Annotated in this window: 20 protein-coding genes; 6 read left to right on the top strand and 14 right to left on the bottom strand. The window is 61.7% G+C overall.

Going from position 1 to position 19,597, the window contains the following annotated elements; all coding sequences use genetic code 11:
* Positions 1 to 16 precede the first annotated feature (16 nt).
* The 9 genes from E8L22_RS14630 to E8L22_RS14590 form a co-directional block, all read right to left on the bottom strand.
* A complete protein-coding gene (locus E8L22_RS14630; RefSeq protein ID WP_136525856.1) occupies positions 17 to 2,197 on the bottom strand; it encodes a methyl-accepting chemotaxis protein in 2,181 nt (726 codons plus the stop codon).
* Positions 2,198 to 2,441: 244 nt separating this feature from the next.
* On the bottom strand, positions 2,442 to 2,897 hold the full coding sequence (locus E8L22_RS14625; RefSeq protein WP_136525855.1) for an NUDIX domain-containing protein: 456 nt from the start codon (positions 2,895 to 2,897) through the stop codon (positions 2,442 to 2,444).
* Between the two features lie 3 nt (positions 2,898 to 2,900).
* Positions 2,901 to 3,518: a trimeric intracellular cation channel family protein gene (locus E8L22_RS14620; RefSeq protein WP_136525854.1), complete on the bottom strand. Its 618-nt coding sequence runs from the start codon at positions 3,516 to 3,518 to the stop codon at positions 2,901 to 2,903.
* 45 nt (positions 3,519 to 3,563) lie between these two features.
* Positions 3,564 to 5,258, bottom strand: coding sequence for a GTPase HflX (gene hflX / locus E8L22_RS14615; protein WP_136525853.1), 1,695 nt, complete (start codon positions 5,256 to 5,258; stop codon positions 3,564 to 3,566).
* A 21-nt stretch (positions 5,259 to 5,279) separates the two neighbouring features.
* Positions 5,280 to 6,050, bottom strand: coding sequence for an enoyl-ACP reductase FabI (locus E8L22_RS14610; RefSeq protein ID WP_136525852.1), 771 nt, complete (start codon positions 6,048 to 6,050; stop codon positions 5,280 to 5,282).
* A gap of 289 nt (positions 6,051 to 6,339) precedes the next feature.
* Positions 6,340 to 6,570, bottom strand: coding sequence for a hypothetical protein (locus E8L22_RS14605; protein WP_136525851.1), 231 nt, complete (start codon positions 6,568 to 6,570; stop codon positions 6,340 to 6,342).
* An 11-nt stretch (positions 6,571 to 6,581) separates the two neighbouring features.
* Positions 6,582 to 6,839, bottom strand: a complete 258-nt coding sequence (locus E8L22_RS14600; RefSeq protein ID WP_136525850.1) for a TIGR03905 family TSCPD domain-containing protein — start codon at positions 6,837 to 6,839, stop codon at positions 6,582 to 6,584.
* Positions 6,840 to 6,937: 98 nt separating this feature from the next.
* On the bottom strand, positions 6,938 to 7,450 hold the full coding sequence (locus E8L22_RS14595; protein ID WP_136525849.1) for a YkgJ family cysteine cluster protein: 513 nt from the start codon (positions 7,448 to 7,450) through the stop codon (positions 6,938 to 6,940).
* A gap of 3 nt (positions 7,451 to 7,453) precedes the next feature.
* Positions 7,454 to 7,825, bottom strand: a complete 372-nt coding sequence (locus tag E8L22_RS14590; RefSeq protein ID WP_246044657.1) for a response regulator — start codon at positions 7,823 to 7,825, stop codon at positions 7,454 to 7,456.
* A gap of 162 nt (positions 7,826 to 7,987) precedes the next feature.
* Here E8L22_RS14590 and ybaK point away from each other — a divergent pair, with 162 nt between their 5' ends.
* From ybaK to E8L22_RS14560, 6 genes are all read left to right on the top strand, one after another.
* Positions 7,988 to 8,470, top strand: coding sequence for a Cys-tRNA(Pro) deacylase (gene ybaK, locus E8L22_RS14585; RefSeq protein WP_136525847.1), 483 nt, complete (start codon positions 7,988 to 7,990; stop codon positions 8,468 to 8,470).
* A gap of 2 nt (positions 8,471 to 8,472) precedes the next feature.
* Positions 8,473 to 9,318, top strand: a complete 846-nt coding sequence (locus E8L22_RS14580; RefSeq protein WP_136525846.1) for an SIR2 family NAD-dependent protein deacylase — start codon at positions 8,473 to 8,475, stop codon at positions 9,316 to 9,318.
* A gap of 361 nt (positions 9,319 to 9,679) precedes the next feature.
* The gene (gene dusB / locus E8L22_RS14575) at positions 9,680 to 10,645 is read left to right on the top strand and encodes a tRNA dihydrouridine synthase DusB (RefSeq protein WP_136525845.1); all 966 of its coding nucleotides are present in this window, start codon (positions 9,680 to 9,682) and stop codon (positions 10,643 to 10,645) included.
* Entirely contained in the window at positions 10,638 to 11,723 is a 1,086-nt protein-coding gene (locus E8L22_RS14570) for a two-component system sensor histidine kinase NtrB (protein WP_129126420.1), read from the top strand. Before dusB ends, E8L22_RS14570 begins: the two co-directional genes overlap by 8 nt.
* Before the next feature lie 233 nt (positions 11,724 to 11,956).
* Positions 11,957 to 13,393, top strand: coding sequence for a sigma-54-dependent transcriptional regulator (locus E8L22_RS14565; protein WP_136525844.1), 1,437 nt, complete (start codon positions 11,957 to 11,959; stop codon positions 13,391 to 13,393).
* Between the two features lie 39 nt (positions 13,394 to 13,432).
* Positions 13,433 to 13,996: a hydrolase gene (locus tag E8L22_RS14560; RefSeq protein WP_136525843.1), complete on the top strand. Its 564-nt coding sequence runs from the start codon at positions 13,433 to 13,435 to the stop codon at positions 13,994 to 13,996.
* On the opposite strand, the gene E8L22_RS14555 is transcribed toward E8L22_RS14560, so the two are convergent.
* The 5 genes from E8L22_RS14555 to E8L22_RS14535 form a co-directional block, all read right to left on the bottom strand.
* Complete coding sequence (locus E8L22_RS14555) at positions 13,980 to 14,690, bottom strand: response regulator (RefSeq protein WP_136525842.1); 711 nt, start codon at positions 14,688 to 14,690, stop codon at positions 13,980 to 13,982. The two genes, E8L22_RS14560 and E8L22_RS14555, sit on opposite strands and share 17 nt — an antisense overlap.
* A gap of 258 nt (positions 14,691 to 14,948) precedes the next feature.
* Entirely contained in the window at positions 14,949 to 16,232 is a 1,284-nt protein-coding gene (locus tag E8L22_RS14550) for an enoyl ACP reductase FabMG family protein (RefSeq protein WP_136525841.1), read from the bottom strand.
* Between the two features lie 160 nt (positions 16,233 to 16,392).
* The gene (dnaB, locus tag E8L22_RS14545; protein ID WP_135871348.1) at positions 16,393 to 17,742 is read right to left on the bottom strand and encodes a replicative DNA helicase; all 1,350 of its coding nucleotides are present in this window, start codon (positions 17,740 to 17,742) and stop codon (positions 16,393 to 16,395) included.
* A 183-nt stretch (positions 17,743 to 17,925) separates the two neighbouring features.
* Positions 17,926 to 18,564: a DNA repair protein RecO gene (gene recO / locus E8L22_RS14540; protein WP_136525840.1), complete on the bottom strand. Its 639-nt coding sequence runs from the start codon at positions 18,562 to 18,564 to the stop codon at positions 17,926 to 17,928.
* An 88-nt stretch (positions 18,565 to 18,652) separates the two neighbouring features.
* Positions 18,653 to 19,573: a dihydrofolate reductase gene (locus E8L22_RS14535; protein ID WP_136525839.1), complete on the bottom strand. Its 921-nt coding sequence runs from the start codon at positions 19,571 to 19,573 to the stop codon at positions 18,653 to 18,655.
* Between the last annotated feature and the right edge of the window lie 24 nt (positions 19,574 to 19,597).

Genomic DNA, 19,597 nt, shown 5'->3' with positions numbered 1-19,597 from the left:
TCTCGCAGACGCTACCCTAGTATCTCTCGAAGCCCGCCTGCAGCAGACTCTCGTTGGCCGCCATGTCGAGGCTTACCCCCGGGTACTCCCGCACCTGGACGCCTGCGTGCGTGAGTTTCTGGGTGTTCTCCTTCCGCAACGCCTGCTGCTTCGCGGCCGCCGGCCTCCTGACCTGCTGTTCTCCACCTGCTCCCACATTGAAGAAGGCGATGGTAGTCTGCAGCTGTTCCGCCTGGGAGGCGAGTTCTTCCGCCGTCGACGCCATCTCCTCGGAGGCGCCGGCGTTTTGCTGGATTACCTGGTCCAGTTGCTGTATGGCGCGGTTGATCTGCTCCGCTCCGGAGTCCTGCTCCTTGCACGCAGCCGAGATCTCCTGTACCAGTTCCGCGGTCCTGTGGATGTCGGGAACGAGCGCCTGCAACAGGTTCCCGGCGTGTTCGGCCACCTCCACCGAGGTGAGCGACAGATCGCCGATCTCCCCGGCCGCCTTTTGGCTTCGCTCCGCGAGCTTTCTCACCTCGCTTGCCACCACCGCGAAACCCTTGCCGTGTTCGCCGGCGCGCGCCGCCTCGATGGCCGCGTTCAGCGCGAGCAGGTTCGTCTGACGCGCGATCTCCTCTATGATCGATGTCTTCGAAGCGATCTCCTTCATGGCCGCCACCGTTCTCGCCACCGCCTTGCCGCTTTCGCTCGCGTCGCCCGCAGATTTCACCGCTATCTTCTCGGTCTGCATCGAGTTGTCGGCGTTCTGGCGGATGTTCGAGGTCATCTGCTCCATCGAGGCGCTCGCCTCCTCGGCGCTCGCCGCCTGCTCGCTTGCCCCCTGCGACATCTGCTCCGAGGTGGCGCTCAACTCCTGGCTGCCGGTGGTCACGTTGTCGGCGGCATGTTTCACGTCGCGCACCACCCGGGTCAGGCTCTGCACCATGTTGGAAAGCGCCTGCATCAGTCCGTCGTTCTCCGAACGCTGCTTCACCTCGAGGAGAAGGTTGCCGTCGGCGATCTCGCGGGCGAGCCTGGTGGCGTCGTTGTTCGCGTCGATCAGGAGGTTCAGGCTGTTCTTGATGTCGTTGAAGTCGCCGTAGTAGGTCTCGGTGATCTTCTCTGGGATATCCCCCTTGGAGATGCGCTCGAGGTTACGGGAGGTGACGTCGATCGGCTGGACGAACGCCTCTATGAGCCGGTTCTGCCCCGCGATCAGCTCCCCCCATGCCCCCTGGAACTGATCCGCGTCGCCGCGCGCCGCGAGTTTTCCTTCGCGTATCGACTGGATCAGCTCGTTCATCGCCCCGCTCATCCTTCCGATGGTGGCGATCATGACGGAGAGGTTCTTGCCCATCAGGTCGTGCTCCGACTTCTGGCTGACCTGGACGGTGAGGTCGCCGTGCGCCACCCGCTCGGCGGCCATGGACGCCTCTTTTATGTTGTCCGCCATGTTCCTAAAGGAGCGCGCCAGGGTAGCGATCTCGTCTTTGCCCTCGGTATCGATTACCACCTCGACGTCACCGAGTGCAAGGCGGTCGGCGCAGGCCGACAGGGCGCTTATCGGGCGGCTTATGCTGCGGGTGATGCAGAAGGCGATCACGCTGCCGATTGCGATGGCGAGGAAGGCGAGCGAAACGGCGAAGGTGCGAGCGTTGGAGGAGACCTTTACCGCCGCCAGGTAGCGATCGTCTATTCCCTGTTCCTGGTATTTTACAAGTCCGTCGAAGGCGGTCTGGATCGCCGCGCAAAGAGGTGCCCCCTCCTTGTCGAAGACGGCAGCCGCGCGGGAGCTGTCCCCAGCCATGGCGAGGTCGATGGCCTGGTTGTTCGCCTTGCGCGCGTTGTCGAGGGACTGTTTCGCCTTAGCGATCAGCGCCTTTCCCTGGTCGGTCTGCTCCAGCTTCTCGAGCTGGTCCATGGCGGTCTTGTATTGTTGCCGCGTCACCTCGATCTTCTTGTTTTCCTCGCGCCGCGAGTCCTGGTCCGAAGCCAGGACCATGCTCTGGATGCTTGAGACGATGGCGGTTACGTTCTTAGAGGCCTCGTTGGCCAGCTTGATCTTGGCATAGTCCCTCTTCACGATGGTCTCCATGCCGCGGTCCATTCTGAGCATCCCGAAGACGCTGATGGCACCGATGGCAAGGAGCAGCAGAAGGATAATGCCAAAACCGACGCTCAGTCGTACACCGATCTTCATGTCCTGGATCTTCATACCTTTCTCCTGTTTTACTTTTTCGTGTATTTGCGCTGTCAGGTATAAAACCCGACCGGGTGAGCTTTGGCAAAGGAAACTCTTTAAGTGACGAGCTGTATAACCTATCGTCAGTATTGTCGGCGGCTTAAGTGTATACGACAAAATAAGTAAGGAAAAATGTGCAAGCGATGAAGATGTTCGGTTTTATCTCAGAAGGTTCTTGTTTTATGAGAGCGACTGCAGGACTTGAACAGAAATGGGGTCAGATGAGGGTGGCGAGCTGGTCGATCAGAGGGAGCTGGCTGGGGAGGATCTTCTCTCTTGCGGCGGCGAAATCGAACCACGCGGCGCGGTCGACTTCCGGGAAGGTGGCTTCTTTTCCGGAGCGGGGCGGCCACTCCATGGTGAAGGTGTTGCTGACGATGAGTTCCGGATCGCAGTCGCCGGTGAAAGCCCATGCCTGCACCAGCTTTCCCCCCGCCTGCCTGATCTCGGCAAGTTCAAGAAAGGGGCCGGTCGCCTCGAGCCCGGTTTCCTCGAGGAATTCACGTCGCGCCGCCTCGAGAGGGTCTTCTCCTTCCGGGTACTCACCTTTGGGGATGCACCAGGCGCCGGCGTCCTTTTTCGCCCAGAAGGGGCCGCCGGGGTGGACGAGCAGCACTTCCGCTTTTCCTTCGCGGAATCGGTACATGATCAGTCCGGCGCTTCGCTTCGCCACCGGCTAGAACGCCTGTCCGCGCGGCAACTGCCACCCCTTGACGATGGCGGTGACCCTGATGGCGATCACGGTGAGGGCGGAGACGGTCAGGTTGATAGGGGTGGGGACTGCGGTGTGGTGCAGGAAATAGAAGAGGGCGCCGCCCACCACGCAGGCCGAAGCATAGATCTCGCGCTGTAGGATGAGCGGGATCTCGTTGCTCAGGGTGTCGCGCACGAGCCCCCCGCAGGTTGCGGTCATGACCCCCATGATGATCGCCCCCATGAGCCCCAGGTTGAAATGGAGCGCCTTGGAGGTGCCGATGACGAGGAAGGTGCCGAGACCGAGTGCGTCCAGAAGGAGCATGGCGCGGTTCATCTTCTCGAAGCTTGTGGGGGTCATGAAAACGATCACCGAGGCGGCGACGGCGAGGTAGAGATAGAGCTCGTTTTTGAAGCAGAAGGGGGGAGTGTCGTTCAACAGCACGTCGCGGATGACGCCGCCACCGGTGGCGGTGACGATGCCTAAGACGATGACGCCCAGGAGGTCCATGCCGCGGCGCACGCCGGCAAGTGCGCCGGAGGCGGCGAAGGCGACGGTCCCCAGGAGGTCGAGGGCGTAGATGATCGCTTGCTGGTCCATATAAAGAGCGGTTCTCCTTCGGAATTTGCGACGCTGCGCTTGGGGCTACTCCTCGGTCTCCTCGTCGTGCTGCCCGGGCGCCTGGTAGTCCTCGACGTCATGCCAGAAACGGTGCTGCAACTCCTTCATGAGCGGCTCGAGGCTCTTGCGGTCCGCGGCGCTTATGGTGATAGCGCCGTACTTGCGCGTTAGCTGCCGCACCTTCATGAAGGCGAGGGGATCTCCCTTCTTCAGCTCGGGGAGGAGGTCCATCTTGTTGAAGACGAGCAGCATCGGCTTCTGGCTCAACTCCAGCTCGGCCAGGATGGTGTTCACCTGGTTGATCTGCTCCTCCATGCGCGGGTTGGAGCAGTCCACGAGATGGATGAGAAGATCCGCGTCCTTCAACTCCTCCAGGGTCGCCTTGAAGGCCCCCATGAGCGACTTCGGGAGGCTTCTTATGAAGCCGACCGTGTCGGTGATGATCACCTCGCGGTCCATAGGGAAGCGCAGGCGTCGCGAGGAGGTGTCTAGGGTGGCGAAGAGGAGGTCCTCGGTGAATACCTCGCTCTTGGTCATCGTGTTCAGCAGGGTAGACTTGCCCGCGTTCGTGTACCCCACGATGGAGATGATGGGGATCCCGGCTTTCACCCGCTTCTGGCGCCGCTGGTAGCGCCCGTTCGAGAGCTCCTTCAGCTCGCGCTCGAGGTGCGCTATCCGGTCGCGGATGCGGCGGCGGTCGATCTCCAGCTTGGTCTCGCCGGGGCCGCGCCCGCCGATCCCCCCCATGAGCCGCGACATCTGCACGCCGCGCCCGGAGAGGCGCGGCATGAGGTACTTTAACTGGGCGAGTTCCACCTGGACCTTGCCGTCCTGCGTTGTGGCGCGCCGGGCGAAGATGTCGAGGATGAGCTGGCTGCGGTCGATGACTTTCAGTTCGGTGAGCTCCGAGATGGAACGTACCTGGGTGGGGGAGAGCTCCTGGTCGAAGACGAGCATGGTCGCGCCGAACTGCAGCGCCTTGATCACCACCTCGCGGATCTTCCCCTCGCCTAAGAGGTAGCGCGGGTTGAACTCCTTGGGACGCTGGATGACGGTGTCGAGGACGCCGACCCCGGCGGTGCGGGCGAGCTCCTTCAGCTCCTCTACGGAATCGACCGCCTCCTCGAGCGGGCGCTGGGTGACCGAGATGAGGATGCCGCGCTCCTCGCCGGTCCCCACCACCTTCCCTTCCTTGAGGCCGCGCTCCATGGTCTGTTCGAGGGTCTCCACGAAGCTGCGGAATTCGAGGTCGAACTTCTGGAAGGGGACCGAGGCCTCGACATGGTAGGGGAGGGTGCCGCCGTTGGGCGGGGTGAGCGCCGCGGTCTGGATGGAGAAGCGGTCCGCGTTCTGGGTGAGCTGCAGCGCGGCGATCAGGTCCAGGCGTAAAAGCGAGAGGTCGGTGAGGTCGTCGTCGGTGAGCGTCTCACCCTTTAGGTGCGTGTGCACGAGGCGCACCCCGCGCAGAAGCCTCCTGCCGAGCGGGTACTCGTCGAGGGCCGGGATCATGATGCCCCGCTCGTCCCCGATCACTACGTAGGCGACCTCGCCGATACGGCTGATGAGGACGCCCAATTGACGCCGGATTTCCAGCGAGATGTCGGAAAGCTCGCGGGCAAGCTCCAACGAGATCACCTCGCCTGGCTTGACCCGGCGGCGGTACAGCCTCTCCAGCCTCTTAACCTGGCTTGCTTTTAGTCCTGTCAGATTACCGTGCAGTCCTTTGATGGCGCGCCTCCGCTACATTCCGATGATGTTGTAGCCGCAGTCGACGAAATGGATCTCGCCGGTGACCCCGCTTGCGAGCGGGCTGGCGAGGTAGAGGACGGAGTTGCCGACCTCCTCCTGGGAGATGTTGCGCCTAAGCGGCGCCTTGTCCGCCACGTGACCGGCGATTTGGCCGAAACCGCCGATGCCGGCGGAGGCGAGCGTCCTCAGGGGACCGGCGGAGACCCCGTTCACCCTGGTGCCGTCCGGGCCCATCGCCTCGGCGAGGTAGCGCACCGTAGCCTCGAGGGCCGCTTTGGCGACCCCCATGACGTTGTAGCTCGGGAAAACCTTCTGCGCGCCGTAGTAGGTCATGGCGACGATGCTGCCGTCGCGCCCCTGCATGAGCGGAGCCGCTTCGCGCGCCATGGCGATCAGCGAGTAGGTGCTGATGTCGAGTGCGGTTTGGAAGCCCTCGCGGGTGGTGTTAAGGAAGGAGCCTTTCAGTTCCTCTTTGTTTGCGAAGGCGACGGAGTGGACCAGGATGTCGAGCCCTCCCCATGCCTCGCGGATCTCGCCGAACAGCCGGGAAAGTTCCTCGTCGCTGCGCACGTCGCAGGGAAGAACCAGTTTGCAGTCCAATTTTTCCGCGAGCGGCATCACCCTCTTGGCGACCGCCTCGCCCGCGTAGGCGAGGGCTATCTCGGCTCCCTCGCGGTGCATCGCCTCCGCCGTGGCCCAGGCGATGCTCTTGTCATTGGCGACCCCGAAGATGAGCGCCTTTTTCCCTTCCAGTAAACCCATGGAATCTCCTTGCAAAATCGCGCAGCAGATTAGACTTCTCTACTCTGCGGGCGAACGTATAGCGGCCCATAATAATGAAAAAAGCGGGGGTTGGCAAGCGATATGACTGTTTCTTAAGGAGGCGGAAGTGGAGCGTTGAGCCGGTCGCGGCACGCCTGGTGCGGGCAATGGGCGGTGAGGAGTTACTGCCGAAGCCGCTATGCTCCCTCCCCCACCTTCGGGCGAAGCCCCGGAGGGGGAGGGTTGGGATGGGGGGACGTGGGAAGCGGAGGTGTCGGTCCCTTAGCTGCTACAGTTGCCGGTTGATCGAATCCTCTTCCTTCTCGATGGTCACCTCGCGGGTCTCCCTGACGGACTGCTCGATCGATTTCAGGCGCCGGTCCATATCTTCGAGCATGGCGACGGCGCGGTCCACCCGTCCCTTGATGTTGAAGATCACGAAGGGGAGGATGAACCAGATCACGACCAGGAAGAAGCCGATGATGCTCATCATCATCATGAATCCGCCGAAGATTTCCATAGGACCCCCGTTTAGGAAGGGATGGTGCTGCATTGTGCCTGCTCCAGTGCCCGGGCGAGTTGATCCGGACAGGATGTATCGCCCTGGCAGGCGATCCCCTTGAGGCGCTCGATGGCCTCGGTCACCGCCATGCCGCGAACGAGTGCGGCCACCGCCTGGGTGTTGCCGGCGCATCCGTCCACGAAGCGGGTCGAGACGATGACGCCGTCTTCGATCTCTATGTCTATGCGGGAAGCGCAGCTCCCGGAAGTCTTGTAGCTTACCTTCATTCCTGTTGCCTCTCCTTTTACAGCACAAATGATATATGCGCGGCAACGCGCGCGGCGCATCTTCGTCCCGGCCATATATGCCTAACTTTGGTGAAAAGTCAATCGGGGATAGTCAGCGCTTCGGCAAGGGTGAGCCGTTCCGGGCCCGGATGTTCCTGTAAAAATAGAGCGTTGACCGTGGCGAGCATGGTGTTCAGCCGTTCCAGGTCGATGACCGCACTCCCCGGGATGCTGGGAAGCCCCTGGAAGTTTTCTGGACAGAAGTCGACCGACCTCTCGCCTTCGCGTTCGAGCAGAAGCGGCAGACCGTGGGTGCGGCAGATGATCGGGCGTGCATGATAGAGAAGGCAGAGACCGTCGTGGAGTAGCGGGCAGGGGGAGCTCTCGTCCGAGTGCGCTGCCTTCGAGCGGATCAGCGCGGCTTTCTCCGGGGGAAGTTCACGGAGCGCCTCTCTGAGTGCTGCGGCCTCGACGGCGAAGATGGAGAGATGGCGGCAGCAGGCGTCGCATCCGGCACGACAGGCGATGTGGTCGCCAAGGGCGGAGAAGGTGCGGTCGCACAACTCGTCCACGCGCGCGACCAGGGCACGGTAGTTCGCAAGTCCGGACATCTATTACTCGGCGCCGCGCAGGCTCTTGCTGAACTCTTCCATGAGTTGCTTGTTCAGGTAGAAGTAGGGCTTTTCGATGGTGCCGCTGAAGCCGAAGGTCTGGTAATTCATCATCACCGGATCATCGGTGCGGCCGCTTGAGACGTATCCCTTGGCGTCCGGGTCGATATCCAGCAGGAGTTTCATCGCCTCCTGCCCACCCATGCCACCGGGAATATTGAGGTCCAGGATGACGGCTGCGAAGGCGTCCCCTGACTGGTGCCGTTCGCGGTACAGTTCCACGGCCTGCGCTCCGTCATTCGCGAACTCGACTTCGAAACCGTAACGTTTGAGAGTTTCGCCCGCGACGAATCTCACCATTTCGTCGTCGTCCATGACTAATACTTTGGCCGCTCGCGTTTCATTTCCCATAGTAAGTTACCCTGGTTAGCCCGTTGTTAAGATGGCGCAGACGTGCTATTAATCTATAGCCGGTATGTTAGGAACTGGCAAGCGACTTTTTTAATAAAGCTATCAAATCTGCTGAAGGAGAATCAAATGGCCAAGGTGAAGTCGCCGGTGACCGCCGCCATCAGGGTTTTGCGACAGGCTGGAGTGTCATTCGGCGAGCACCCGTATCAATACGAGGAGAAGGGGGGCACCGCCGTCTCGGCGCGTGAGCTGGGCGTTGAGGAACACTGCGTCATTAAGACCCTCATCATGGAAGACGAGAGCAAGGCCCCGCTGGTGGTGCTGATGCACGGCGACCGCCAGGTCTCGACCAAGGAGCTGGCGCGCGCCATCGGCGCCAAGAGTGTCGCTCCGTGCACCCCCGACACCGCCAATCGCCATTCCGGGTACATGGTAGGGGGGACCTCCCCCTTCGGAACCAGAAAGCAGATGCCGGTCTACGTCGAAGAGACGATCCTCGAGCTGCCGCTTATCTATATAAACGGTGGACACCGCGGTTTCCTGGTCTCCATGCCTCCCGCTGAGCTGGTGCGGGTACTGAAACCGGTAATCGTAAAGGTGGGGATCTAGCCGTGAGAGGCGATCTCGCCGCAGCCTTTAGTGAGGGTGCCGCGCTGCTCGCCGCCGCCCAGGCCTTGGTGGTAACCGCCGGGGCCGGCATGGGAGTCGATTCCGGCCTCCCTGATTTCCGGGGGGACACCGGCTTCTGGCGCGCCTACCCACTTTACGAAAGGCTCGGCATCAGTTTCGTTGACGCCGCCAACCCCGATCACTTCGAACACGATCCCGCCTTCGGATGGGGCTTTTACGGGCACCGCACCAATCTCTATCGGGATACCATTCCCCACACCGGGTTCACACTGCTCCTCGAATGGGCCGCACGTTACCGGCTCGATTTCTTCGTTGCCACCTCCAACGTGGACGGGCAGTTCCAGAAGGCGGGCTTTGCCGAAGAGAGCATCCTGGAATTCCACGGCTCCATCCACCACCTGCAGTGCACCCGTCCCTGCTCGGAGCGCATCTGGGACAACCGCGAGACCTTCCGCATCGACGAAGCGACCATGCGTTCGGACCACGTCCCGCTTTGCCCCCGCTGCGGCAGCGCCGCGCGCCCGAACATCCTCATGTTCGGCGACTACGCCTGGGTAGGGGAGCGCACGAGACGCCAAGAGGAGCGCTTCCGTCAGTTTCTCTCCAGCCAGTCGGGAAAGCGCATCGTCGTCGTGGAACTGGGCGCCGGTACCGCGATCCCCACCGTACGCGCCGCGAGCGAGCGGATCGGCGCGCTTTCCGGCGCACGCGTCATCCGCATCAACCCGCGCGAGCCGCAGATCCAAAGACCTCACCTCTCTCTTCCCTGCGGGGCGCTCGAAGGGCTCTCCGGTATCGAGGATGCGCTGAGCGGCGCACGCGGCTGAACATTCCCCCCTTTGCGAAGGTCCGTCAGGAAGTTCTGGGGAACGCGAAGTGCAGCTGCCTACGAAACGCTGCACTTAGGCCCTGACGCTCCCCCCTTTGCGAAAGGGGGACGGGGGGATTTGCTTTTGTCCCACAGTTGATTCCCTCAAGGAAGTGAGTAAGTACGTTGTTTTATTTAAATGCAGCGTTCGCGGGGGGATTTGCTCTTGTTGGCACACCCTGACCCTAGCCAAATCCTTTTCCATTTTCGGCCGCTCAATCCTCGTTTTTCCGTATACGCCCGTCATAAAAAACCCTTGCGTTTTAAATTCTTAGTTGTTAGTATGCACAATTTTTAGGCAGACAAGGAAGTTTTAAGATATGCAAAAGACGGTGGCCATCGGCTCCCTTACCTTGAAGAATCGGGTATTTCTGGCCCCAATGGCCGGTATCACCAACCTTCCCATGCGCATCATCGCGCGCGGGGAGGGGGCTTCGCTCACCTTCACCGAGATGGTGAGCGTGAACGGCCTGACCCGTGAAGGGCAAAAGAGTTTCGAGCTGTTGAAGACCACACCCGAAGACCGTCCCATCGGGATGCAGCTCTTCGGGGACGAACCGGAGATGCTGGCCGAGGCCGCGCGTCTGGTCGAGGGGTACGGCGAGCTGATCGACATCAACATGGGGTGTCCGGTCAAGAAGGTCGTCGGTACCGGTGCCGGCAGCGCGCTCATGAAGGACCCGCTCAAGGTGGCGCGCATCGTAAAAAGCGTGCGCAAGGCGACCGCGCTTCCCTTCACCATCAAGATCCGCACCGGCTGGGTCTGCGGCGATGACACCTTCCTCGAGGTTGGCAGGATCGCCCAGGAAGAGGGTTGCGACGCCATCACCCTCCATCCTAGAAGCCGGGCCCAGATGTTCGAGGGAACAGCCAACTGGGACAAGATCGGCGAGCTTAAGAGCGCCGTTACCATCCCGGTGATCGGCAGCGGCGACCTCTTCAGCGCGGACGATGTGGTCCGCATGCTTGATAAGACCGGCTGCGATGCGGTCATGGTGGCTCGCGGTGCCATGGGAAACCCGTGGCTCTTCCGCGAGGCGCTGGCCCTTTTGGCAGGTGAGGAGCCGGTGCCGCCGACGGTGGCGGAACGTCTCGCGCTGGCCCGTAGGCACTTTGAACTCTTCGCCGAGTTCGCAGGGGGCAGAGTGGCCCTGATGGAGATGCGCAAGCATCTGTCGTGGTACTCCAAGGGGCTTCCGGGCGCCGCGCAGTTTCGTGCTGCGGTGAACCGGATCGAAAGTGCTGCCGAACTTGTCGGGGCGATGGAGGAGTTCTTTAATGGCTGAGCGGCTGGAGAACTATTACGCGAACGTGGTCGACAGTGTGGGCGACGGCGTTATCGTGCTGGACAACACCGGCGCGGTGACCCTCATGAACCCCGCTGCGGAGGAGCTGGCCGGCGTCTCGAAGCGCCAGGCCATGGGGAACCTGTTCAGCGATATCTTCAAGGATGACGCCGCCCTGAACGAACTGGTGGCGAAGACGGTCGCGACCGGGATGTCCGTCGCCGACCACGAGAACATAGTGCTGAAGCGCTCCGGGAGGGTGACCCCGGTAGGCACGAGCACCTCCCCGCTATTGAGTTCCTGCGGCGAGAGGATCGGCACGGTCGTTCTTTTGCGTGACCTGACCAACGTGCGGGAGCTGGAGAGCGCGGTGCGCCAGGCGGACCGTCTTTCCTCCCTCGGGGCCCTGGCCGCGGGACTTGCCCACGAGATCAAGAACCCCCTCGGCGGGATCAAGGGGGCGGCCCAGCTCTTGGAGATGGAGTTTCCCGACAACGAGGACCTGCGCGAATACGTGCGGGTCATGTTGAAGGAAGTGCATCGCGTCAACCTGATCGTCGAGGAGCTCCTGGGGCTTGCCTCGCCTGGGCGGCTCAAGCTCGGGAAGGTGAACCTGCATAGGGTGCTCTCCGATATCGTGCTGCTGCAGAAAAACGCCTGCGAGGGGAAGGAACTCTACCTGCAGCAGTATTTCGACCCGAGCATCCCCCCGATTCTGGGCGACGAGTCCCTGCTTACCCAGCTCTTCTTGAACCTGATCAAGAACGCGATGGAGGCTGTCGGAACCGGTGGCGTGGTAAAGGTAACGAGCCGTGTCCTTGCCGACTACGCCATGACCCAGAAGGGAGAGCGGCGTGCGCGCATGGTCGCCATCGACATCTCCGACAACGGCCCCGGGATTCCGCCGGACGTCCTGAAGGACATGTTCACCCCGTTTTTTACCACGAAGTCGCAGGGGACCGGTCTCGGACTTGCCATCTGCCAGAAAATCGTCTCCGAGCATCGGGGCATGATCCGTGTCGATTCCGACCCCGCGCGTGGCACCGTCTTCACCGTGATGCTGCCGCTCATTCAATGAAAACGTTCAACGTTCAACGTTCAACGTTGACAGAAGGCTGAGACGTTAATTCTACTTCCGCGTTTTACGTTCCACGTTGAGAGCAATGTCGCTTTTGACGGGGAGCGTGAAATGACTTTTTCACTTTCGACCCGCTTTACGTTTCTTGTGTGCGTCTGGTTAGAAGCAGCGCTGCTTCGAGTTTTCACCTAGAACGTGGAACGTTGAACGTTGAACGGTCTTTAGGAGTTTCCATGTCCATTAATAACATCCTCGTGGCTGATGACGAAGAGAGCATGCGCTGGGTCCTTTCCAAGGCCCTGAAAAAGAAAGGCTTCAACGTCGAGCTCGCAAAAGACGGCAACGAGGCGCTCAAGCTCATCAAGGACAACAACTACGACCTGGCGCTCATCGACATCAAGATGCCGGGCGTGACCGGCCTCGAGCTTTTGGACCGGGTCAAGGAGGAGCGCGCCGACCTCATGGTGGTCATCATGACCGCGGAAGCGAGCATGAAAAACGCCGTCGAGGCGATGAAGCGCGGCGCCTATGACTACCTAACCAAGCCCTTCGACCTGAGCGTCGTCGACGCGGTGGTGGAGAAGGTGAGCCGGGCCCGCGAGATGACCTCCCAGGTCTCCCTCCTGAAGGAAGAGCTCGCGGACCGCTACCAGCTCGAGAAGACCATCATTGGCAACTCCCCCGCCATGCGCGAGGTGTACAAGACCATCGGCAAGGTGGCCCCCTCCGACGTCACCGTGCTGGTGCAGGGTGAATCGGGGACCGGCAAGGAGCTCATCGCCCGCGCCATCCACTACAACTCTAAGCGGCTGGGCAAGCCGTTCGTGCCGCTCAACTGCGCCGCGATCCCGAAGGAGCTTTTGGAGAGCGAGCTCTTCGGTTTCGAGAAAGGGGCCTTCACCGGCGCGACCGAGCGCAAACTAGGCAAGTTCGAACAGGCCAACGGCGGGACCATCTTCCTCGACGAGATCGGGGACATGCCCATCGACCTGCAGGCGAAGATCCTCAGGGTGTTGCAGGAGCGCGAGATCACCAGGACCGGCGGCAACCAGAGCATCCCGGTAGACGTGCGCGTCGTGGCGGCGACCAACCAGGATCTGGAGGAGAGCGTCCGGAACAAGCAGTTCCGCGAAGACCTCTACTACCGCCTCAACGTGATCCCGATCCAACTCGTGCCGCTGCGCGACCGTAAGGAGGACATCCCGCTCCTCGTGCAGTACTTCCTGAACAAGATCTGCGCCGAGCTGGAGGCGCCGCTCAAGCGCTGTTCCGCCGACGCCGTGAAGCTTCTCACCGGCTACAACTGGCCCGGCAACATCCGCGAGCTGGAAAACACCATCAAGAGGGCCGTGATCCTGTCGCCGGACCCGCTGCTGGTCGCCTCCGATTTCCCGGGGCTCAGGAGCCGTCCGAGCGAAGGGAAGGGGGAAGAGCTGTCCCTTGAGGGGATCGTCGATCTGAAGCTGCGCACCTGCTTTACCAACATGGAGAAGATGGAGAGCGGCGACGTGCACGCCATGGTGCTGGAGCAGGTGGAGCGCCCGCTGATCCGTTTCGTGCTGGAGAAGACACGCGGCAACCAGGTGAAGGCCGCCGATATCCTCGGCATCAACCGCAACACCCTGAGAAAGAAGATCACTGAGCTCGGTATCGAACTGCGCAAGGATTAGCAATAAAGAGTAACCTCAACCCGCTTAAAGGAGGCTGCCGTGACCCTGATGGAGAGATTCTTTCTGGAGAAAGAGAGCGCACAACTCGTAGTCGTGGACGTACAGGACAAGCTCTGCCGCGCCATGGACGAGAAGGTGCTTGGGAAACTGACGGGCAACATCTCGATCCTGCTCGATGCGGCGGCCGAACTGGGGATTCCTGCCCTTGCCACAGAGCAGTACGTGAAGGGGCTGGGGGAGACCGTTCCCTCACTGAAGGAGAAGCTCTGCACCCCGAGCCTGGAGAAGATGACCTTTTCCTGCTGCGGCGGGGAGGGGTTTCTTGAGACGCTGGAGAAAAACGGCAGGCGCCAGATCATCCTGACCGGGATGGAGACGCACGTTTGCGTGCTGCAGACAGCGCTCGAGCTTTTGTCGCGCGGCTACGTGGTGCACCTCGTCGTGGACGCGGTGATGAGCCGCAAAAAGCAGAACTGGGAGACCGCGCTGCAGACCATGACCCAGGCCGGTGCGGTGATGACCTCGACGGAATCGGTCCTCTTCCAGCTTTTGCGGGTGGCGGGCACCGAGGAGTTCAAGAAGCTTTCTAAGCTCGTGCGGTAGGCGGCAGCGTGCTGACGTAGTTGTCGATCCGCTGCCGGTCGATTTCGGAGATGTCGACGAACTGGATGCCGAACCCCTCGTCGATAGTGGATTTCTTGCGGGCTTTCGTGGTGTTGAGCCAGGCGACGCGTCCCTTGGCCTGGACGATGGTCCCCACCGGCTCGGGAAGAACGAAGATCAGCTCCAGCATGGTGTCGAGCTCTAGGTCCACGTCGGCTGCGAGGTATAGGCCGTTTTGGCTCAGGTTGATGCAGTAGCCGGAGAGGGTGAGGTTGAAGGCGCGGAACTTGACGTTGATGCGGCAGCTCCCCCTCCTGTCGCGGCGGTCCACGGCAGGTAGCAGGTTGCGGGCCGCCTCAAGGAAAATCATGCGATCCAGCGGTTTGGTGAGCACATCGTCGCAACCTGCCTCGAGGCAGAGCTGACGATCGGCCTCCTTCCCTTCAGAGGCGATGAGAATCACCGGACTGGAGAGATGGGGGTCTTTTTTTATGGCGCGGCAGCACTCGGCGCCGTTCATGATAGGCATGTGCAGGTCGATGACCACCAGGTCCGGATGTTCCTGACGGCAGATGCGCAGGGCGTCCTCGCCGTTTCTGGCTGTGGAGATGTCGACTGCCGAGAGGGAAAGGAAGTCCTTCTCGAGTTCCAGGAACATGCTTACATCGTCGACCAGCAGGACCTTGTGCGCCACGGGTGCTCCTTGTTCAAGTACAGGGGAATTTGAAAGGTGCAGTCTTGCGTTGAAGGTTTTTCGATGCCTTGGGACATGGAGTATAGCTGTCCACGCAGCACTGTATGAGCCCCAGCGTTCCCCCCTTTGCGAAGGGGGGCAGGGGGGATTTAGCCGCGGTTAGCTCAAGCATCCACTTAAGCCGCCGAGTCAAATCCCCCCAATCCCACTTTGCCAAACGGGGAAGCCGGCCCGAGCTGAAAACAGCCCGTGTCCAAATTACTTTTTCGCCAGGACCTTGGCAATCATGTCGTGGTTCAGCCAGAAGACCGGCGCCTTCGGCTCCCAAGAGCTGTTGAACATGAGCGCGCCCACGCCGGTGAACACGGCGCGTGAGAGGACGGCGCAGACGATCTCCTTCGGGTCGGCGTTCATGCCGATCAGCTCCGCCGAGGTGTTCAGCATGTACTCCTGCTGCGCGGGGCTGTTGTGCTGCGGCCAGCTGTCGAAATCGCGGGTGCTGGTGACGAGCTCGGAGGTGAGGTAGGTGTTGGCTATCTCCAGCAGCTGGTCGACGGTAGTACCCTCGCACAGCAGGGACTGGCACTCCGCGACGACCGAATCGACTCCTTCCTTTCTGAGCGCGCCCATGAGGGGATAGAGCGAGTTCTCGACGCCGAGGAAAAGGGCGCTCGAGTTGGTGAGTATTTCCGGACAGTTGTACACGGTCGCCTTGACCCCCTTCTCCCACGCCTCGATGGCGATGTCCTCAAGGCGGATCTTGGCCCACCCCTGCAGGTACGGGGTGTAGGACTGCCAGGTGCTGACGCCGTCGATGAGCACCGCGGTGCCGTGGTAGCCGTACGCCGCGTACGTCACCGGGAACTTCTCCCTGAGACCCGCGGTCGCGTCGATCAGGTAGCGGAAGGTATCCGCGGTCACCTCGTTGAAGCTCGCGTCGCACAGTTTCCCCATGTCGGAGTTCCAGAACGACTCGGAGGAGAGGAAGCGGTCGCCCTGTCCCTTGAAGAGCTTGTTCAGGATCGGCATGAAGACGCGGGCGCGCGGGATGCCGCCGGCCATGGTGTGCACCACGAGCAGGTTACACCCTGCGGGAAGCATCTTCTCGAGGTCGGCGACGACGGCCGCGAGATTTTTGCAGAAACGCTCGGTCCCTTTTTGCTTGGAATAGGCGATCTCGGAAGGATCGAGCTTGACCGAAGCGAAGTCGTCCGGCTTGACCCCCTTGAAGCGGTCCACCGGCGCCACGCCGTCCTTGCCCGGCTCCATGTCGAAGCCCGCCTCAAGCGGGATGTTGATGATCTTGCCGCCGAGGTTTTCCTCGGCCGTCGCCAGTTCCTCCGCGTTGAGCGCGCGCAGCGTGTTGTCCGCGTCGCGCCGCCCCACGGTGGCGCCGATGATGGTCATCCCCTTGGCCTTTGCCTCGTCCACGATGCCGTTTGCGTAGCCGCGACCGAACAGTTCGCCGCAAAGAAACAGTACGTCCCCTTCCTTGAATCCGGCCGTTGCCGGTACCTCGGTCATTGCATGGTATCTGCTCATTTGGTTTCCTTTCCTTGCGTAGTATGCTCCTCCCCGGATGGGGGAGGCGAGGAGGGGGGATCGATGCTTCGGACCGCTCCCACTCCCTGATCCTCCCCATCCCGGCCTTCGCCCACCTTAGGGCTTCGGCCCGCAGGCGGGGGAGGGAATCTGCTGAAGACTAATATTCTTCCCTGTTGCTTAGATTGTCGAAGCGGGTGAACTCGCCGCGGAAGGCGAGATCGACCGTGCCGATCGGGCCGCTTCTGTGCTTGCCGATGATGATCTCCGCCTTACCCTTCAGGTCCTCGTTCTCCTTGTCGTAGACCTCGCCACGGTAGACGAACATGATGATGTCGGCGTCCTGCTCGATGGCGCCCGACTCCCTCAAGTCGCTCATCATCGGGCGCTTGTCGGTTCTTTGCTCCAGGCCGCGGTTCAGCTGCGAAAGGGCGATCACCGGGATGCTAAGCTCCTTGGCGAGACCCTTGAGCGAGCGGGATATCTCCGATATCTCCTGCTGCCTCGATTCGCTGTTGGCGCCGCCGCGCATGAGCTGCAGGTAGTCGATCACGATGATGCCGATATCGTGCTCGGCCTTGAGTCGCCGCGCCTTGGAGCGGAGCTCCATGACCGAGATGGAAGGCGTGTCGTCGATGAAGATCTTGGAGTTGTGCAAGAGGCCGGCCCCTTTGATCAGCTTGGGCCAGTCGTTCTCCTGCAGGTGCCCGGAGCGCAAACGGGTGAGGTCGACGCGCGCGGCCGAGCACAAAAGCCTCTCCACCAGCTGCTCCTTGGGCATCTCCAGGGAGAAGATGGCGGCCGGGTACTTCTTGTCCGCGTCCACCGACGCGTACTGGGCGACGTTCAGGGCGAAGGTGGTCTTGCCCATAGCCGGGCGCCCCGCGATGATGACGAGGTCGCCGGCATGGAAACCGGCGGTCAGCTTGTCGAGGTCGGTGTAGCCGGTCGGGACGCCGGTGACGAGCTCCTTCTTCTCGTACAGAAGCTCGATGTTCTTGATGGTGTCCTTTAGGATGTCGCTGACCTTGTAGTAGGAAGGCTTCAGCTTGTTCTCGCCGATCTCGAAGATCACCTTCTGCGCCGTGTCGAGGAGGCTCTCTACCTCGACTTTGTCCTCGAACCCCTGGCTCACGATGTCGGTCGCCGCGGTGATGAGCTTGCGCGTGATGAACTTCTCCTTCACGATCTTGCAGTAGTAGGAGATGTTCGCCGCCATCGGGACGAAGTCGACCAGCGTGGCGAGATAAGCGCCGCCCCCTACCTCGTCGAGCTCCCCCTTCTTGCGGAGGATCGTGGTGAGCGTGATCAGGTCACACGGTTCGTTTCGCTCGTTAAGCTCGATCATGGCGCGCATGATCTTCCGGTGGCTCTCCCGGTACAGCTCGTCCGGGGTGAGCACCTCGAGCACGCGGTTTATCGCCTCGTTGTCCACCAGGATGCCACCCAGGATGGACATCTCGGCTTCGATGCTCTGGGGCGGCAGTTTTCTCATGTCAGCTTGGTTCATGCAGGTCCTCAAAAACAAAAAGCAAAAGCGGTGCGTCCCGGGCGGCTGGGCCGGAAGGAGGCGCCGGAGCCGGCTAGGCCCAAAGGCGGAATACTACCTGTTAGCGACGCTTGGGTCAACAAAATTAATGGTTTGCGGCAGGTTAGTCGTGGCGGTTTCGCACGCTATTACGGCGGGTTGCGCTCAGACACCGCACTCCTTCAGGAAGGCGAGCGATTTAAGTTCCCGATCCAGGTGCAGGTCGATGGCGGGGTTCAGGAGGAGGTCCGCCTCGCGCAGGAGGGGCTCGGGAAAGATTACGGCGCCGAAGCGTCCGGTCTGCATGGCACGGGCGAGGAGCAAGGCGGTCTCTTCCGACACGCCGCGGACGCGCAGATCGGGCTGGTATCCGAGGATCTTGAGGAGGTTCGCCGCGAAAAAACGCCGGTCCGAAGGGGAGGCCTGGGCTTCGTTCAGCCGTTCCAGGTAGCAGTAAAGCAGGCGGAAAAGGCGCGGGCTCGGCTCGTCTTCCGGGGTGAGGCGTTCGACGAGTTCGCAGGCGTAGGCGGCGCAGCCGATTCTATTCAGGTCGGCCCGGATGCCGGAGAAGACGTCGAGGATGTCCGCGCTGGAGAGGGTGGCGAGGCCGGTACCGGTGTGCAGTTGGAGTTTCAGGTGCGCGAACGGCTCGAGGGCGCCGGCGAAGCGTTTCTTGCTCCGCTTCGCCCCGCGCGCCACCCCCTGCATCTTCCCATGTTCCAGGGTGAACAGGGTGACGATGCGGTCCGCCTCCCCGAAGTCGGTGAGGCGCAGCACTATCCCTTCAGCCTCGGTATTTTTCATCGCCCGGAAGGTAACATGCGGTGGATGGGAGAGTCAATGGGGTCATACTCCTCCCCCTGGAAGGGGGAGGTTGGGAGGGGGGCGGCGGCTATTGCCCGCGAAGCCGGTGCATCAAAAGCCCCAGGTAGCGGTTCAGGGGATGACTTCTCGGGAGCGACTTGATGGGTGGGGTCCCGCGGGTGCCGCACCGGGCGAGTTCTGAGAGGAATTCCTGCCCGCCCCCCATCTGCACCCCTTTGCGCAGCGTCTCGAGCCCCTGCCCCTTTTCACCGCTCAGGATCTGGATGCGACCGAGGTTCAGGCGGATGCGCAGGTTATCGGGATCGTCTCTTAGCGCATTTTCCGCGAGCTTTTGCGCCGCGGAGAGGTCTCCTCCGCTCTTCGCCTGACTGAAGGCGAGGTCGGAGGCGGTTTGCGGGGAGTCCTCGATCGCCTGGGCCTGCCCGAAGCAGCAGCGCGCCAGGAAGTAGAGCTGGCGGTGCAGCGCCTCGATCCCCTTCTGGCGCAACTCCTCGACATCGCCCCCTTGTTCGAAACGGTCCACCTTTTCCATGACCAGGAAGGTGGTCGGTGGCGTTCCTTCCGTGAACTCCTCGCGGTGCAGCTCGGCGAACGAGCAGGGGGGCTGCGGGAAGTGCACGTCCCCCTCGTAACGGTCGTGTACCACGGTGAGGTAGATCCGCTGGCAAAGGGGGAGCGCCTCCCTGAACACCGCTTCACCCCCGCAGATGAAGAGCTCCTCGTCACCATCTGCCGCGGCGATCCCCTCCTGCAGCGTGCGCGCCACGATGATCCCTTCGGTCTTCCCCATGGTCCTGCTCACTACGATGTTCCTGCGCCCCTCCAGGGGATGACCTATCGATTCGAAGGTCTTTCTCCCCATGAGGACGGCATGCCCCATGGTCAGGTTGCGGAAACGGGCAAGGTCGGCGGGGATGTCCCACGGGAGCTTTCCGTCGACGCCGATCACCCTGTTGTCCGACATGGCCGCGATAATGGAGATGATCATGGGACCTCCAGTGCTACTTGAGTC

Origin of the sequence: Geomonas ferrireducens (genome assembly GCF_004917065.1) — a bacterium.
Taxonomy (GTDB): Bacteria; Desulfobacterota; Desulfuromonadia; order Geobacterales; family Geobacteraceae; genus Geomonas; species Geomonas ferrireducens.
The sequence above is the reverse complement of the archived record's forward strand: the minus strand, read 5'-3'. Positions and strand labels throughout refer to the sequence as shown.